The sequence below is a fragment of the Alteromonas aquimaris genome (assembly GCF_026183695.1).
In the GTDB taxonomy this organism is placed as follows: Bacteria; Pseudomonadota; Gammaproteobacteria; order Enterobacterales; family Alteromonadaceae; genus Alteromonas; species Alteromonas aquimaris.
In genome coordinates, this window is the sequence record NZ_JAPFRD010000011.1 from 275,004 (window position 1) to 291,627 (window position 16,624).

General features: G+C 45.9%; 13 protein-coding genes. 8 read left to right on the plus strand and 5 right to left on the minus strand.

Annotated elements, in window-relative coordinates:
• Window positions 1-112 precede the first annotated feature (112 nt).
• From OPS25_RS11430 to htpX, 3 genes are all read left to right on the plus strand, one after another.
• Window positions 113-2,071: a S9 family peptidase gene (locus tag OPS25_RS11430; protein WP_265617854.1), complete on the plus strand. Its 1,959-nt coding sequence runs from the start codon at window positions 113-115 to the stop codon at window positions 2,069-2,071.
• A 232-nt stretch (window positions 2,072-2,303) separates the two neighbouring features.
• Window positions 2,304-3,071, plus strand: coding sequence for a hypothetical protein (locus OPS25_RS11435; protein WP_265617855.1), 768 nt, complete (start codon window positions 2,304-2,306; stop codon window positions 3,069-3,071).
• 281 nt (window positions 3,072-3,352) lie between these two features.
• Window positions 3,353-4,219, plus strand: a complete 867-nt coding sequence (gene htpX, locus OPS25_RS11440; protein ID WP_265617856.1) for a protease HtpX — start codon at window positions 3,353-3,355, stop codon at window positions 4,217-4,219.
• Between the two features lie 198 nt (window positions 4,220-4,417).
• Here htpX and OPS25_RS11445 read toward each other — a convergent pair whose 3' ends face one another.
• The 3 genes from OPS25_RS11445 to glpD form a co-directional block, all read right to left on the minus strand.
• Window positions 4,418-4,804 (minus strand): ketosteroid isomerase family protein, encoded by a 387-nt coding sequence (locus OPS25_RS11445; RefSeq protein WP_265617857.1) that lies wholly within the window; start codon window positions 4,802-4,804, stop codon window positions 4,418-4,420.
• A 300-nt stretch (window positions 4,805-5,104) separates the two neighbouring features.
• A complete protein-coding gene (gene ylqF, locus OPS25_RS11450; RefSeq protein WP_265617858.1) occupies window positions 5,105-6,109 on the minus strand; it encodes a ribosome biogenesis GTPase YlqF in 1,005 nt (334 codons plus the stop codon).
• A gap of 57 nt (window positions 6,110-6,166) precedes the next feature.
• Complete coding sequence (glpD, locus tag OPS25_RS11455; protein ID WP_265617860.1) at window positions 6,167-7,675, minus strand: glycerol-3-phosphate dehydrogenase; 1,509 nt, start codon at window positions 7,673-7,675, stop codon at window positions 6,167-6,169.
• 134 nt (window positions 7,676-7,809) lie between these two features.
• On the opposite strand from glpD, the gene glpK reads away from it, so the two are divergent.
• Both glpK and OPS25_RS11465 read left to right on the plus strand, forming a co-directional pair.
• Window positions 7,810-9,291: a glycerol kinase GlpK gene (gene glpK / locus OPS25_RS11460; protein WP_265617861.1), complete on the plus strand. Its 1,482-nt coding sequence runs from the start codon at window positions 7,810-7,812 to the stop codon at window positions 9,289-9,291.
• A gap of 138 nt (window positions 9,292-9,429) precedes the next feature.
• Complete coding sequence (locus OPS25_RS11465; RefSeq protein ID WP_265617862.1) at window positions 9,430-9,849, plus strand: hypothetical protein; 420 nt, start codon at window positions 9,430-9,432, stop codon at window positions 9,847-9,849.
• Between the two features lie 128 nt (window positions 9,850-9,977).
• Here OPS25_RS11465 and gpmA read toward each other — a convergent pair whose 3' ends face one another.
• Window positions 9,978-10,727, minus strand: coding sequence for a 2,3-diphosphoglycerate-dependent phosphoglycerate mutase (gene gpmA, locus OPS25_RS11470; protein WP_265617863.1), 750 nt, complete (start codon window positions 10,725-10,727; stop codon window positions 9,978-9,980).
• 461 nt (window positions 10,728-11,188) lie between these two features.
• Here gpmA and nhaA point away from each other — a divergent pair, with 461 nt between their 5' ends.
• The 3 genes from nhaA to OPS25_RS11485 all read left to right on the plus strand — a co-directional run bounded on the left by nhaA (window position 11,189) and on the right by OPS25_RS11485 (window position 15,907).
• Window positions 11,189-12,385, plus strand: coding sequence for a Na+/H+ antiporter NhaA (gene nhaA, locus OPS25_RS11475; RefSeq protein WP_265617864.1), 1,197 nt, complete (start codon window positions 11,189-11,191; stop codon window positions 12,383-12,385).
• Window positions 12,386-12,505: 120 nt separating this feature from the next.
• Window positions 12,506-14,581, plus strand: coding sequence for a TonB-dependent receptor family protein (locus OPS25_RS11480; RefSeq protein WP_265617865.1), 2,076 nt, complete (start codon window positions 12,506-12,508; stop codon window positions 14,579-14,581).
• Between the two features lie 33 nt (window positions 14,582-14,614).
• Complete coding sequence (locus OPS25_RS11485) at window positions 14,615-15,907, plus strand: NAD(P)/FAD-dependent oxidoreductase (protein WP_265617866.1); 1,293 nt, start codon at window positions 14,615-14,617, stop codon at window positions 15,905-15,907.
• 149 nt (window positions 15,908-16,056) lie between these two features.
• Here OPS25_RS11485 and OPS25_RS11490 read toward each other — a convergent pair whose 3' ends face one another.
• Complete coding sequence (locus OPS25_RS11490; protein WP_265617867.1) at window positions 16,057-16,623, minus strand: YceI family protein; 567 nt, start codon at window positions 16,621-16,623, stop codon at window positions 16,057-16,059.
• Window position 16,624: the final 1 nt, after the last annotated feature.

The following is a 16,624-nucleotide window of genomic DNA, read 5'->3' on the forward strand; positions in this document are numbered from 1 at the left end:
GTGCATCACCAAACTCTTTATTCCCATCGATGCTACTTAACGCATTCAACTTGCTTAATTTCTGGTAGTCATTAAAACTAGTAACCGATTGAATAAAAATGGAAATTGTTTGATGAAAATAAAAACTACGCTGGCGGTGCTGTCGATGATAGCGATATGTGCACACGCCACAGAAGAACGAACGGTAAATAATGGGAATCTGGTCCTGCAAAATATCCCCGAAATCCCAGAGCAGGTGGTCGATAATTTAAATCAGTATCAGAATATTCGCTCGGCCCCTTTCGAAGCATTTAGTAAAGATGGAGACAGCGTGTTCATCACAACGCGTTTTGGTGATGTGGGCCAGTTGCATCGTGTGGATATGCCAGCGGGCGCTCGGCATCAGGTAACGTTTTTCAAAGAGCCCATTGGCGCGGTGGCGCGTCAACCCCATGCAGATTCTATTGCGTTTACCATGGATGCGGGTGGAAGTGAAAATTCCCAGGTTTTTCTACTCGATCCGAATACAGCCAAGAGTACCATGCTTACCGACGGCACGTCGCGTAACGGTGCACTGCAATGGAGTAAATCTGGGCAATGGTTAGCCTACCAAAGTACAGAACGTAACGGGCGTTCTAACGATATATGGATGATGGACCCGACCCAGCCAGAAAAACGCCGGGTGGTATTAGAGTCTACTGACGGCAGCTGGTGGGGCCCCGCCGATTGGAACAAAGAAGATAGCAAAATCCTGGCTCAGCAATATATTAGTGCAAGTGACTCACGTGTCTATTTACTTGATGTTGAATCTGGTGAAAAAACCTTACTGGATGGGAGCGATACATCGCCATCGGTTAATTACGCTTTAGCCTTCAGTGCAAATGATAACGGGTATTTTATTACTACTAATCAAAAAAGCGAATTTACTCAGCTTGCCTATCGCGATATGCAGCAAAACAAACTGACAATTATCACCGACAAAATTAACTGGAATGTGGAAGGATTTGCCATCAGTAATGACGGTAAACGTGCTGCCTTCACCACCAACGAAGATGGTATCAGTAAGCTGTATTTGCTTAACACAGATACTTTTAAATACGAGCAGGTAAAAGCCATTCCAGTGGGTTTGATAGGTGGGATTGAGTTTAGTCCTGACGATAGCAAGCTAGCCATGACCCTGAATACCGCTCAAACCCCCAGTGATACGTTTGTGTTAGACCTTACTGGTGAACCAACACAATACGGTAAGTTGACACGGTGGACTCATAGCGAAGTGGGCGGGTTAAATACCGACAACTTCACTCTGCCCGAATTAGTACGCTATCCCTCATTTGATGAGCGTCAGATTCCGGCATTTGTTTATAAACCGAAAGCGGACGGCCCCCGCCCTGTAATCATCTCTATTCATGGTGGACCAGAGGGACAGTCGCGTCCTGCGTTTGCAAGTACTTACCAATTGTGGATGGATACCCTTGGTGCTGCGGTGGTCGTACCTAATGTACGTGGTTCTTCAGGCTACGGAAAGGAATACATTAATCTGGATAACGGTTTCAACCGTGAGGATTCGGTAAAGGATATTGGTGCATTACTAGACTGGATTGCAACGCAGCCAGATCTGGATGAGAACAGAGTTGCCGTATTTGGTGGCAGCTATGGTGGTTATATGGTATTGGCCAGTGCGGTGCATTATAGCGATCGGTTAAGTGCTGCCGTCGATATTGTAGGCATTTCCAATTTTGTTACCTTTCTTAAAAATACTAAAGATTATCGCCGTGACTTACGCCGGGTTGAGTACGGTGATGAACGTGATCAAAAAATGCATGACTTCCTGCAGAAAATCAGTCCCAGTAACAACGTTGATAAAATAAACGTACCAATGTTTGTTATCCAGGGTGAAAACGATCCACGTGTACCGGTCAGCGAAGCTGAGCAAATTGTCAAAGCGTTGCGGGATAAAGGTAAAGAAGTGTGGTACATGAATGCACTGAATGAAGGTCATGGATACCGTAAAAAAGAAAATCGTGATGTTTATCAACAAGCCGTAGTGATGTTCTTCGAAGAACACTTACTGAAACCTCGGTCTACGCAGTAAACAACCTGTTACGCCTTGCCTTTCCTCAGGTAGCTGGGGAAAGGTGGTGCGCATTATGTCATGGAAGGTAAGCTCCAATTATTTCAGGTGTAATCAGCAATTTCATAGAAGGCATATTACGCCGCAGATAATCGCGATACTGGATTTGGGCAACCCCGTTTACATAAAAGATTTTCGTGTGTGTATAATATTCTGCTTAATTTGACCTAACTATGAAAAGGAGATTTTGGGGATGTGCAGGTTTTTTATTGCGCTGTATTTAGTGGCGATCTCGGCTGACAGTATCGCGCTTAGTTATCAGAGTGAAAACTTTACCATTGAATATGAAGAAAATGTCCCCTATGAAGTAATAGAGAAGCTGGCAAGCCGAGTAGAAGAAAACCGAAAAGTAGTGCTGGGATTTCTTAATAGGTCGTCTGAATATAATGGCACGCCAATAAAAGAATCGTTGGTCGTACACGTGTCGAAAACCAAACGCACCCCTTACCAACATTGGAATACCATCCATATTCCTGAAAAACGTGTGCTGGCGGCGTTCGCTAAAAATGATTCAAAAGATAAAGGGATGGCCGTTATTCATGAACTAACCCACGTTTATGCTGTTTCTGCGTATCGCAAAAAGATTAAGAATGGGCATGAAGACAGGTTCTATGATGACGGCTTAGCGGTGTATCTGCAGCATGAGTTTGGTGAAAAACCGGAATATCCTGATTTTGGTACCAACCTTTACCGCGCGGTTTATAAATTGGCAGAAAAATATGGTTCGCTCATTCCTTTGGCTAAAGCGGAAGATGTTAGGCATGCAAGCAAATCAGGGGTAGGCAGACAGCTTGCGTACCTTCAAGAGGGAGCTTTCACCAATTTCTTAATTGAAAACTATGGATTGTCTGCTTACCTAAAAATCTATAACGGAGCCTCACCTAAGTCCGTTACGGGAAAAAGTTTTTCTACGCTGGAAACTGAGTGGCAAAATTTTGTTAGCTTGTTTGCCGATAACTGAAAATCGTCACAATACATGCGCGCCACAGTAATCAAGATAATGGAATACAATAGCCCTAGGCCAATACGGGTGGAGCGGCTTTGGAGGCCTGCCAGAAGGTATTCGCCCGTTATAGAAGAGATGGCAGCAGGGAAAGGGTGAACAGACTTTCTACTCGGTTATTACATTTTTTACGCAGAATCATGGCTGGGCTTTACTCGCGGTAACATTTTACTTGTACACTTGAGCTTTTCTCCAACCACCACCATATTTATGCCGGACACGCATTTTAGGATTGAGTTATGCTACGTATTGCACTTTTTATCGGTACTAACATCGCCATTATGGCGTTACTTAGTATTACATTCAGCCTGTTTGGTATACAGGGCTTGTTGGCGCAGAATGGGGTTGATTTAGATTTAACCGCCTTGCTGATTTACTCTGGCGTGATCGGGTTCAGTGGCGCAATCATCTCCCTTTTACTGTCAAAAATGTTGGCTAAAAAGAGCATGGGAGTGCATGTTATCAAGCAACCTTCCAATGCTACTGAACAGTGGCTCCTACGCACGGTGCAGCGCCAGGCTAAGCAAGCAGGCATTGGCATGCCGGAGGTGGGAATTTTCGACCATCCATCACTTAATGCGTTTGCCACCGGCTGGAATAAAAATAACGCATTGGTGGCGGTGAGCACCGGCTTGCTTCAGGGTATGAACGAAAGGGAAGCAGAAGCGGTGTTAGCTCATGAAGTCAGCCATGTGGCGAACGGCGACATGGTCACCATGGCTTTATTGCAAGGGGTGGTGAATACCTTTGTGGTGTTTTTATCGCGGGTAATAGGTCATATCGTGGATCGTGTGGTGTTTAGAGTAGAACGAGGTCATGGCCCGGCATTTTGGATTGTCTCAATTATTGCAGAGATGGTGTTGGGTGTTTTAGCCATGATGATTGTCATGTGGTTCTCTCGCCGCAGAGAATTTAGAGCGGATGCAGGGGGAGCGGCGTTGACCAGCAAACAGGATATGGCAGCAGCGTTAATGCGACTTAAACAGAATCAAAATGCTCCGCAGATGCCAGATGAGATGGCAGCGTTTGCAATCAGCGCGGGGAAAGTACAGGCACTGTTTGCGAGTCATCCTCCGCTCGAAAAGCGTATCGAGGCGCTACGCTAAATGCGGATAAGTGTGCCTTTTGCCGTGAACATCCTGATCTAGTCTGACAGTGAATCACAGTGGTTCACTGGCTGGCTGCGTACCGTTGATTAGATGTTGAAAGCGAAGACTAACTCCCAGATATCGGGCGCAAGCGCGATGGCATAACCGCGAAGCCACATCGTCCTTTTGCCCCGGTGCGCGCCTTCGCTTACGCCCTTATTTGTCTGCCTGTGTACTGCTAAAACTACCTTCGTACACATTGGCGCTAAATATGTACCAGGTATGTTCAATTTGGTGACAAATATACAGCGTACGAAAATCTATATTAGAGTTAACAGTTTTAATGCGCCAACCAATAGTAATGGCTACTTTTCCTAAACCTAGTTGCTGTTCATCCAGAATATTGAATTCAGCTTGCAGATAGCCAAAACTGCGCATTGCTTCACAGTTAGAGGAAAACTTCTCGAGAAGGGCAGCTCTATCGATGAATGTTTGGACTCCATCCGCATCTGAAATAGCACAAGGTAAGCGATAGAAGCTGGCTATTTTCTCTGCGTCAAAGACGTCGAAAGCAGTTGTATATTTTCTAAAAAATTCTTCCATGTATGCTCTCGACTCCTGATACAGCATTTTAACATATTAAGTGTGGAGGACTAGCTCACACGCTCACAACGAATCTATAATAAGCTTTATATCTGCAATGAGTTTCTATAATGACAAAAGGCACACAGCAACAAGTAGCGCATTTCAACTTTTTGATGTTCGAAAATACGCAGTGTTTGTCTGTTGAGTAGGTGTTGTTTATCACTTCACAACGTAAGTTAACCGCCTTCCTCTACCCAATTACTCTTATAGAAAACTGTTGAGGGATTTCTGGTCTTCAAGATATCTAAAAACATCACCCTAATTGCGGCGTTTTTTCATTCGTTGACTTTGCGCCTCACGCTTTTCGTTTCGTTTCTCTTTACGATCCTTTTTGTCCGGGGTGAGCGAGCCTTCCTTGAATTTTTGTTTACGCTTGGCTTTGGCGGCGACTTTAGCTGCTGCCATTTCAGCCATCTCAAGTTTTTCTTTTTCAAGCATTGCGGGTGTTTCCAGACTAACTCGGCCTAATTTACCCGACTGAAGTTCGTTGAGCAGCACCTCACAAATTTTGTGCAGATTGACCCGACCTCCTGCCATAATCGCTCCACGTTTTCTTGCTGCTGATTCTAAAAACTCAATTTCACTGGCCGGAAGTTCATCTAACTTGTAACGCTCCTGCATACGACTTGGGTACGCTTTAATTAGATAATCCGCAGCAAAGAAACCCACATCATCATATTCCATCGCGGTGTTTTTCACCGCGCCAGATGAAGCCAGTCGGTAGATCGAATGTGGATTCTCTAATTTTGGCCACAGCACCCCGGGGGTATCAAATAGCACTATACCACTACCTAAATTAATACGTTGCTGGCTTTTTGTTACCGCCGGCTCGTTGCCTGTTTTTGCGATAGTACGTTCAGCCAGTATATTTATTAACGTTGATTTACCCACGTTGGGAATGCCCGTGATCATGGCATGAATATGTTTCGCAGAGGCATCTTTTTGAGCGCAAATTTGGCGGATTAAGTTAATGATTTGCTTACTGTTAGCAGGATTGTCACTGGATGTGGTAATGGTTTTTACGTTTCGTTCGGATTCAAGATAGGCTTGCCAGTCAGCGGTAATAGCGGGATCTGCGAGGTCATACTTGTTAAGAATTTTTATACACGGCTTATCCCCGCGGATCTTAGCGATTTCGGGGTTTTCGCTTGAGTATGGAATACGCGCGTCAAGTACTTCAATCAGAATATCTACCTGACCGAGTGACTCCTTTATCTCTTTTAAGGCCTTGTGCATATGGCCGGGAAACCACTGTAATGCCACCGTAGCTATCCTTACACATTTAAATTTGCGCTAGTTTACTGCATTTGTGATAACACTTCATTGCTGAATAGGCTGACTCTGTTGCGCTGCAAGGTAATTTTTAAGTCTGTTTACCTCATTTTCAGAAAACCATAGTCCCTTCTTCGTCCTTCTCCATAAAATGTCATCAGCAGTATGGGCCCATTCTGAACGGCAAAGGTAATCCACTTCCGCCTGAAACAAACCGTGTCCAAAATGTTCTCCTAGCTCATCGGCAGTAGAGAGGGGGTCTAGGAATTTTTCGCATAGTCTGCCGTATCGCGCGACATATTCTTCGATCAACTTCCCACTCAGCCACGGGTAACGTTGTTGATATTCATATTTTAACGAAGGTTTGTCGCTGAAATTCCCCCCTGGCAGGGGGACAGACGATGTCCAGGCTGGCCCTGCATGAGGAAAGAATTTAGACAGTTTATTGAGCGCTTGCTCTGCCAGACGTCGGTACGTGGTTATTTTTCCCCCAAAAACGTTTAACATCACAGGCACGTGGGGTGCCCCCACTATCTCTATCCTGTAATCCCGGCTAACCGCTTGGGCAGAGGTGTTTTCTTCTTCGAGTAAAGGGCGAACGCCGCTGAAGCTATATACGATCTCTTCCGGTGCAGTTTGATGCAGAAAATAGCGATTGACAATGTCCAGCAGATACGTTTTCTCAGCGTCGCAAATGTGAACATCACCTGGATCCCCGGTGTAATCAACATCAGTTGTTCCTATTAAAGAAAAGTGGTTCTCATAAGGAATAACAAACACAATGCGCTTATCTTCGTTTTGTAAAATATAAGCTTCGTCACTGGGGTAGAGTTGAGGCACCACGATATGGCTGCCCTTAACTAAGCGTACAGAGTTTGCCTCAGTCGCACACTCGATGTCGTGTAGAGTAGATTCCACCCAAGGTCCAGAAGCGTTGACTATCGTAGTTGACGCGACAATTTGCTCTCTACCCTCTGCATCTTTTAATATGGCGTGCCACCGTCCGTTAAGTTTTTTTGCTGATATAAAAGTCGTCCGCACCAATATGCGTGCGCCCTTATCCTGCGCTGCTAACGCGTTTAAAATCACTAGTCGTGCATCATCTACCCAGCCATCAACGTATTCAAAGCATGTCGTAATTTCCGGGATCAACGGCCCTTTATTGTCACACCTTATTTTTTTCGAGCTCGAGAGGCGATTGCCCCAAGCAAGCTGGTCATACAGAAATAACCCTAATCTAATCAACCAAGTAGGCCGAAGATGAGGTTGATGAGGTAACCTGAAACAGAGCGGGCGCATAATATGAGGGGCTTTTTTTAGCAAGACTTGACGTTCTTTTAAAGCGGCATGGACCAGTTTGAATTCTCGCTGTTCCAAGTACCGCAGGCCTCCGTGAATGAGTTTGCTTGATGCAGAAGAGGTGGCGCCGCCCAAGTCACCCTTTTCACACAAAATTACCCTCAGACCTCGGCCTGCTGCATCGGCGGCAATACCCGCGCCATTAATCCCACCTCCGACGATGAGTAAATCAGTATCCAGGGGGCTTGTCGGCGTCACGCCCTTTCCTCATGTTGTCAGCAGTCATTCTATATTATTAACATAATACATCATGGTGACGTCTGCATTGTGAAAGCAATAAGTATGGTTCACACTCAGATATTCACTTAGCGGTCAATAAACGAAGGTGCTCAATGCGTTACATTCTTGCCATCGATCAGGGGACAACCAGTTCGCGAACAATCATTTTTTCAGACAGTGGGGAGATTATCGCCATGGCGCAGGCTGAATTTACTCAGGCTTACCCAAACGATGGTTGGGTAGAACATGACGCTGAGGAGATTTGGCAGAGCGTGCTTACAACCATGAAAGCGGTATTTGAAAAATGTCATTTAACCCCAGAAGATATTTCTACTATTGGTATCACCAATCAGCGGGAAACCACAGTAGTGTGGAACAAACATACGGGTAAAACAGTTTATCCCGCTATTGTATGGCAAGACAGACGCACCGCAGAACAGTGTCGCCAACTGAATGAGAATGACAAACAAGCGACATACATTAAAAACAACACCGGGTTACTTATTGATCCCTATTTTTCAGCCACAAAAATTGGCTGGATCCTTGATAATGTGAAAGGAGCAAGAGACGCAGCAGAACACGGTGACTTGCTCTTTGGCACCATGGATAGTTTTTTAATCTGGCGTTTAACCGGGCGCCTGCATCATGTTACTGATGCAACCAACGCGTCGCGCACAATGTTATTCAATCTGCACTCCCAGCAGTGGGACAATGCATTACTTGAGCTATTTGGGGTTCCGCCTGCGATGCTGCCAGAGGTCAAAGACTGCGCAGCTGACTTTGGCGAACTGGATAAACGTATTTTAGGCGTCAGTATTCCCATTCAAGGTGTGGCCGGGGATCAGCAAGCGGCGTTAATCGGACAAACGTGCTTTGAAAAAGGCATGGCCAAGAGTACTTATGGCACCGGATGCTTCATGATCCTAAACACCGGCGACCAACCATTGGTATCGGAAAATAGGTTACTGGCAACAGTAGCCTACAGATTGAATGGCAAAGTTACCTATGGGTTGGAAGGCAGTATCTTTATGGCGGGCGCCACTGTCCAATGGTTACGTGACGGTTTGAAACTTATTGACCATGCCGAAGAGACTGAAGCGCTGGCACAACGCGCGAGGCGCAATAACGGCGTTTTTTTGGTGCCTGCCTTTACTGGCTTGGGTGCGCCTTATTGGGATCCTGGCGCCAGGGGCGCTATTTTAGGTTTAACCCGCGACACGGGTATCAGTGAAATCGTCGCGGCTGGATTGCAGTCTGTTTGCTACCAAACCAAAGATCTGCAAAAAGCCATGGAAAACGATGGGGCAAGACCGTGCACGTTAAGAGTGGATGGCGGTATGGCGAATAACGACTGGGTAATGGGGTTTCTGGCCGATATTTTAGGTGCGCAAGTACAGCGTCCTGTCGTTACCGAAACCACCGCTTTAGGCGCGGCTTATCTGGCTGGTTTGCAGGCGGGGATTTACTCGTCCTTAGAGGAATTAGCGAGTAAATGGCAAGTAGAGCACACATTTCTGCCCCGTATGACGAAAGCGCAACGTGATGAAGCTTATAAACTCTGGAAAGAAGCGGTAGAACGAATCAGATCTCATTAAGCATGTAAAAACAATCGCAAATGTTTGATAAAAAATTTAACTAAAAAAGAACCGAACGATGTCTTCCGCTGTACGTTAATTCATCACTGGACAATATTAATGCTAGTGAAATAAAAAACATCACGTAAGGAGATGAAAATGGTAAGACATTTGTTAGTGGTTGTTTTAGTGGGATGGCTAGCCGGTTGTGTCGTGCACAGCCATGATGATTGGGATGGTATGAGCCAAACCGAAATTGCGTCTTGGAAAGCAGCAGGGTTTACCGCTGAACAAGCGCAAGATTGGCGAGCCGCAGGGTTCACTGTACCACAAGCGCAAGCATGGCAAACGGGGACTTTCTCTGTTGTTGAAGCGCGAGAGTGGCATCAGGCTGGATACATGGCTACTGACGCAGCGCAATGGCGTGCAGCAGGACTCACATATCATGAAGCGGCTGAATGGCGCTCCCATCAGTTCACTCCGTTGGAAGCTCGCCGGTGGATTGAATCTGGCTACAGCTTACCCGAAGCGATCGAACAACGAGCGAACGGGCTTGAACCTATTGATCGCTCATACTAACTTCGTTAGTTGATAAAAAAGCACAGGCTTTTTGGTCTGTGCTTTTTTTAATGATTGTTTCGTCTTAAAAACTGTCCACCTATTCTAGAACGACACATAACGTGGAAGGATAAAACCTGCTTTAAGGCTTACTTTTTCGCACTACCTTGTTTTGCCACCGCTTCCATCATGGCTTTAATTTTCTCTGGATCACCTAAATACTCTTTTGACACAGGTTTCAGGTTTTCATCCAGTTCATACACTAACGGAACACCCGTAGGAATATTTAACCCAAGCACTTCTTCTTCCGACATGCCATCGAGATATTTCACTAACGCTCGCAAACTGTTTCCATGAGCAGCGATAATGATATTTTCTCCACGTTGAATGGCGGGGCGAAGTTCGTCGTGCCAGTAAGGTAAGACACGCTCAATAGTTAGAGCGAGGCTCTCACCGCGAGGTAAAATAGCGGGGTCAATGTGGCTATAGCGACGGTCATGACCAGGAAAATATTCGTCATCCATTTCGACAAACGGAGGGGGGATATCAAAGCTTCGTCGCCAGATTTTAACCTGTTCTTCGCCATGCTTTGCTGCTGTCTCAGCTTTATCCAGTCCAGTTAGCGCGCCATAATGACGTTCATTCAAGCGCCAACTGCGTTTGACAGGAAGATAATGTTGGCCCATTTCTTCCAATGCAATATTTAACGTTTTGATCGCTCGCAAAAGTACTGAAGTGTAGGCAGTATCAAATTCAAACCCAGCCTCTTTCAGCATTCTCCCTGCGTTTTTTGCTTGTGCAACACCTGTTTCAGTTAAGTTGACGTCGTGCCATCCGGTGAACCGGTTTTCGAGATTCCATTGACTTTCTCCATGACGGATAAGTACCAGTTTATACATTTGCGTTACCTTATCTGCTGTTGTGCAATTTGCGAGGGGATAATCATCCTTGATATAACCGTAAAAATCCAGCGTGGCCAAGGCTATTCACAAAGATTAAATTAAATTTAGGCACAAACCTTGTTCAGCGATAACCGTAATGATTGAGGTAGATCTTTTGGCACGGGGTAACAAGAAATGGATAGGTGGATAGATAGTTTTCAGCCCAGGCAACGAAAAGTTAAAAAGGCACTGAAAAAGATTTTAGACTTGCCAGAGAAGGAAATAAAACGCTATCACAATCAACCTAAAGGTCTGAGGGCTGAAGCGGTTTTTGCACACCGTCGACTTTCCTACTGAACACAACTCATTCGGTCAAGTTACATAGCCCTTTTAACTTGGAAGGTATCTATTATTTGATTCAAACTGTTGAAATTATAGTAATCTAGTGCAAAAGCCAGGTAACTAAATTTCAACCACCCATGAATAATTCACAAGACACGTTTATCCAATCGTTTTTTAAGTTGCAGTCAGCGGGCGGCATTCTGCTTTTTATTGCTGCCCTATTGGCCATTATCCTTGCCAATTCCCCCTTATCAGGTTTGTACGATATGTTTTTGTCGACGCCAGTGGAAGTGAGAGTGGGAGCTCTGAAAATTGCGAAACCCCTCCTGCTATGGATAAATGACGGATTGATGGCGGTCTTCTTTTTCTTGGTCGGTCTGGAGTTGAAGCGAGAATTAGTTGAGGGCGAGCTGGCCGACAAGCGAAATATTATCTTACCAGGGGCGGGCGCGATTGGTGGAATGCTGGTGCCCGCGCTAATTTATGTTTACTTTAATTATGACGACCCCGTAGCCGTTAAAGGCTGGGCAATCCCCGCCGCGACGGACATCGCCTTTGCATTGGGGGTGCTTACTTTATTAGGGCCACGTGTACCGCTATCGGTAAAGGTTTTTTTAACTTCGCTCGCCATATTTGACGATATTGGTGCGATCCTAATTATCGCCTTTTTTTACACCTCCAAAATCTCACTGACTGCCTTGATTGTGGTTGCACTGTGTATTCCGGTACTGGCGATTCTTAATAAGAGAGGGGTAATATCGAAAAGCCCATACATTCTGCTAGGGGTCATCATGTGGATTGCTACCCTCAAGTCAGGCGTACACGCCACATTGGCCGGGGTGGTGCTGGCTATGTTTATCCCTCTGCGCGGAAAGCAGGATGATGGTTATTCCCCGCTGAAATCACTCGAGCAGGACTTACACTCAGTAGTAGGCTTTTTCGTGTTACCCGTGTTTGCTTTTGCCAATGCAGGCCTTAATTTACAGGGAATCAATATGGATCAAATCCAGCATGGGGTGCCGATTGGCATCACCTTGGGCTTGTTTATCGGTAAGCAGGTTGGGATTTTCGGTTTTTGCTGGTTAGCGGTGAAATTGAGTCTGACCTCGTTACCTAAAAGCGTATCCTGGCTAACCTTGTATGGCACCTCCGCTCTTTGTGGAATCGGTTTTACTATGAGTTTATTTATCGGCTCATTGGCATTCGAAGAAACCGGCGTAAATTTATTGTTCGATGAAAGGCTGGGTATTGTAATCGGTTCAATACTTTCTGGTGTACTGGGTTATGTTGTGTTGAAGATAAGTCTCAGACCGTCTGCCATATATCGCCAATGAAGTGTTAGCGCGTATCAACGCAAACAGGCAAAAATGTGATTTGCTTTTAATTCATACGGGGGCTCTCGCTAGTAATAGTGCACCTGTGCTTTCTTATTCATTATTAATAAAGTAGTTGTTATGACGTATAGAAAAAGGTCTGTGATATGCAATATTGCAATAATGCTGGGTTATCTCTCCACTCCAGCTTATGTGCAATCGACAGAGGACGATGTTGAACGTATCACCACCACACAGCAGCGTTATCAGTTAGTTGATACTACGAGCGCTAATGCTCTGGGGATAGTCACTGAACAATCCCTGCTTGAGATAGCACCAACCCATATAGAAGAAGCATTAAGACAAATTGCCGGCGTAGGATTACAACGGGGTAGCGGCCAGGAGTATCTGCCCGCGCTTCGTTCGCCAGTGCTAACCGGTGCTGGTGCGTGTGGGGCCGTCCTCACCAGCGAAGATGGGATCCCAATCAGGGCGGCGGGTTTTTGTAATAATAACGAATTATTTGAAGCACACACTGAAATGGCGCAGCGAATTGACGTTATAAAAGGGCCAGCCACCGTGGTATATGGCTCGAATGCCCTACATGGAACAATTAACGTCGTCACGCCTGATACCACATATGATACGAGCTGGTTGGGAGTGGATATTGGCTCCTATGGATACAAACGATTTAAAGGACGCTATGGGAAAGACATGGGGTCCTCAGGCATCGGCGTCAACATGAGCGTTACTCGGGACAACGGATTTCGGGATGAAGAATCTGTATTTCAAGAGAAGTTAAATCTTCGCCACCGCTATGACGGTGATCGTTTGTCATTTAACTCCGGTGTCACTTACACCCATCTGGACCAACAAACCGCGGGCTACTTAACCGGTGAAAACAGTTACAAAAGTGACGTGCTAATTAACTTAAATGAAAATCCGGAAGCATTTAGGTGGGCTAAGGCGCTTCGCATGTGGTCAAAGATCGAATGGCGAAATAGCAGCAACCAGCGATTCATGGTCACACCTTATTTCCGTAATCAGGATATGCAGTTTATTATGCATTTTTTACCGGGGAAACCGCTGGAAATCAATAATCAACAAGGTGGTGGGGTGCAATCGTTATGGCAGTATTGGAACGATGATTTTCAGCTGACAGCCGGCTTTGATGCGGAGGTTACCCAAGGCATCCTCAAACAATTTCAGGATGGTCCCACGAAAGGTTTGGACTTTCTACGGGAAACCATACCAGCAGGCACCCATTACGATTATGAAGTTGATGCGCATACACTAGCCCCCTTTTTACAGGCCACTCAGCAATGGGATAAGTGGACGGTGTCTGTAGGGGCGCGCTACGAAACAATGGCTTATGACTATCAAACCTATGCACCACCTGGCAGAACTAAAGACAACGGTGATACCTGCGGTTTTGGGGGCTGTCGTTATTCTCGTCCGGCGGATACAGACATCGATTTTCACCGCTTTTCCCCCAAACTGAGCGCACTCTACCGCGCTACCAACCAAATGGAGCTTTACGCGAGTGTTGCTGAGGGTTACCGAATGCCTCAGGCGACCGAATTGTTTCGTCTGCAACGCGCCCAGTCGTTGACAGACCTGTCACCAGAAAGTGGGCTGCACAAAGAGGTGGGTGCTCACTTACTCTTCGAAGATCTGTCACTTAACTTAGCTTACTATGTGTTAAACAAGGAAAATGTGATCTACCGTAACGATGAGTTTTTCAATGTCAGTGACGGAGAAACCCGCCATGAAGGTATTGAGTTGTCGATGCGCTGGGAATTACACCCGGGGTGGACCTTACGTTCTGCCATGACGTATGCCGAACACACCTACGTTCACCAGGGAGACAGAACACAAGCGTCCATTGCCGGTAACGCGATGGACACGGCGCCACGTAAAATGGCCAACACCCAACTTACATGGGCGCCTTCTATGCCTCTAGGAGTAACGTTAGAGTGGCAGCATATCAGTCAATACTTTCTCGACTCAGAGAATACCCAAACTTATCCAGGTCACGACGTTTTACACGTACGCACTCACTATCAAATAAACCCTCAAATGGTTTTGCGTTTTCGTATTTACAACCTTTTTGATACCCGCTATGCCGAACGTGCAGACTATACCAGCTTCAGTGGTGCGCGTTATTTTCCCGGCCAACCCAGACGTTTTCTTCTCTCTGCGGAGTTTGCGTGGTGATAACCAGATTTAAATTAATAAGAGTAGTGATACATGAAAAAAATAGTAGTTGTAGGGGGCGGTGCAGGCGGACTTGAACTTGTCACTAAATTAGCTAACTCCCTTGGGAAAAAGCGACAGGCCGAAATTATTCTGGTAGATAAGAGTCGCACGCATGTGTGGAAGCCTCTGCTGCATGAAGTGGCCGCTGGCGTTATCGATAAGTTCTCGGATGGTGTGGATTATCGGATGCATGCGGTCAAACATCATTATCGATTTGAGCTTGGTGAGGTAAGTTGTATACGGGCTGAATCTCGAACCATCACCCTGCTAGCTCTACACGATGATGAAGGGGAACAAATCCTACCCGAGCGCGAGATACGCTATGACTATCTGGTAATGGCGGTGGGCAGTAAAAGTAATGATTTTGGTACACCCGGCGTTAGTGAGCATTGCTTTTTCCTTGATTCGTTAGCGCAGGCCGAGAGGTTTCATAAGGCATTATTAAATCAATTGTTGAAAATTAATAACGACGCTACAGACGATCGTGTATTACACGTGGCAATTGTTGGCGGCGGTGCCACCGGCACCGAATTAGCTGCTCAACTCTATCATGTGGCTAATTTGGCGCGCGCATACGGCATGCCGGAAATGTCTTCAAGGCGCATAAAAGTTTCCATTATCGAAGCCGATAAGCGAATCTTACCCGCACTACCAGAGCGTATTGCTAATTCCGCTCGTAGCGCTTTGGTCAAACTAGGTGTCGAGGTGTTGGAAGAAACCAGGGTGGCAAGTGCAGCCAAAAACGGCTTTCAGACCACAGAGGGAAAACACATTCAAGCTGATCTTTTGGTATGGGCGGCAGGGGTGAAGGCGCCTGACTTTTTAACGCAGTTGCAATTGTTCGAAACCAATCGCGCCAATCAAATTTTAGTGAAGCCATCATTACAGAGTACGTGTTTTGACAACATTCTCGCCGTGGGAGACTGCTGCGGGTTTAAACAAGCCGACAATACCTGGGTGCCGCCGCGCGCCCAATCCGCTCATCAGATGGCTGCAGTTGCCTGCAAGAATCTGGTTAACCTTATTAAAGGCCGCGAATTAGCGTCATTCCAATACCGTGACTATGGCTCGTTGGTCCATTTAAGCCGATATAGTACGGTAGGGAGTCTGATGGGAGCGCTGTCCAATAACAGTATGTTTATTGAAGGTCGATTGGCGAAATTGGTTTATCTGTCGTTATACAACATGCACCAATTCGCGATTCATGGATATTTGCGAGGGATTATTGTGCTGCTCAGCCGCAAGCTCGGCAATATTGTGGGGATGCGATTAAAACTGCATTAAGAGTCGTAGTGGTACGTATTTAAGTAATCTACATGCAGACGCTCCCGTTATGGGGGGAGCGTCTTGTAAACATGTACTAAGCGTGCCACCTGACAGCTAATAGCGGTACTTTCGTACAATCCATTCGGTTAAAGCTGGGTCAGTATCGACTATTGCTTGACCCCTTCAATATGTAGCATAAGTTTAACTTCAGTAGAGGCCGGACCTAAATCATAATCAATACCGAAATCTTTTAATGCAATGTGAGTTTCGCCGGCAAATCCAGCGCGATACCCACCCCACGGGTCCTTCCCTTCACCCACCTTGTGCGCATCAATGGATACCGAACGCGTCACGCCATGTAAGGTTAAGTCGCCAATAATTGTCATTTCATCATCGCCATCATGCGTTACATTGGTACTGACAAATGTGGCTTCCGGATATTTTTTCACATCTAAAAAGTCATCGCCTCTTAAATGCTTATCGCGTTCAGCATGGTTGGAGTCGATACTCGCTGTTTTAACCGTTACGTTAACTTTAGATACTTTCGGTTCGCCCTCTTCGTAGCTAAACTCGCCACTAAAATCGTTAAACCTTCCTGTTAGCCAGGAATAGCCCAAATGTTGAATTTTAAAATTGATTGAGGCGTGCGCTCCCTTGGTGTCTATAATATAGTCAGCGGCATTGGCCACACTTGCCCCTAAGGTAAATGCCAAAGCTAAAGCGAGTTTTTTCATT

What these genes read in the sequence shown, in the direction of transcription:
- OPS25_RS11430 (WP_265617854.1), top strand. Translation starts at nt 113, where the DNA reads ATGAAAATAAAAACTACGCTGGCGGTGCTGTCGATGATAGCGATATGT.
- OPS25_RS11435 (WP_265617855.1), top strand. Translation starts at nt 2,304, where the DNA reads ATGTGCAGGTTTTTTATTGCGCTGTATTTAGTGGCGATCTCGGCTGAC.
- htpX (WP_265617856.1), top strand. Translation starts at nt 3,353, where the DNA reads ATGCTACGTATTGCACTTTTTATCGGTACTAACATCGCCATTATGGCG.
- OPS25_RS11445 (WP_265617857.1), bottom strand. Translation starts at nt 4,804, where the DNA reads ATGGAAGAATTTTTTAGAAAATATACAACTGCTTTCGACGTCTTTGAC.
- glpK (WP_265617861.1), top strand. Translation starts at nt 7,810, where the DNA reads ATGCGTTACATTCTTGCCATCGATCAGGGGACAACCAGTTCGCGAACA.
- OPS25_RS11465 (WP_265617862.1), top strand. Translation starts at nt 9,430, where the DNA reads ATGGTAAGACATTTGTTAGTGGTTGTTTTAGTGGGATGGCTAGCCGGT.
- gpmA (WP_265617863.1), bottom strand. Translation starts at nt 10,727, where the DNA reads ATGTATAAACTGGTACTTATCCGTCATGGAGAAAGTCAATGGAATCTC.
- nhaA (WP_265617864.1), top strand. Translation starts at nt 11,189, where the DNA reads ATGAATAATTCACAAGACACGTTTATCCAATCGTTTTTTAAGTTGCAG.
- OPS25_RS11480 (WP_265617865.1), top strand. Translation starts at nt 12,506, where the DNA reads ATGACGTATAGAAAAAGGTCTGTGATATGCAATATTGCAATAATGCTG.
- OPS25_RS11485 (WP_265617866.1), top strand. Translation starts at nt 14,615, where the DNA reads ATGAAAAAAATAGTAGTTGTAGGGGGCGGTGCAGGCGGACTTGAACTT.
- OPS25_RS11490 (WP_265617867.1), bottom strand. Translation starts at nt 16,623, where the DNA reads ATGAAAAAACTCGCTTTAGCTTTGGCATTTACCTTAGGGGCAAGTGTG.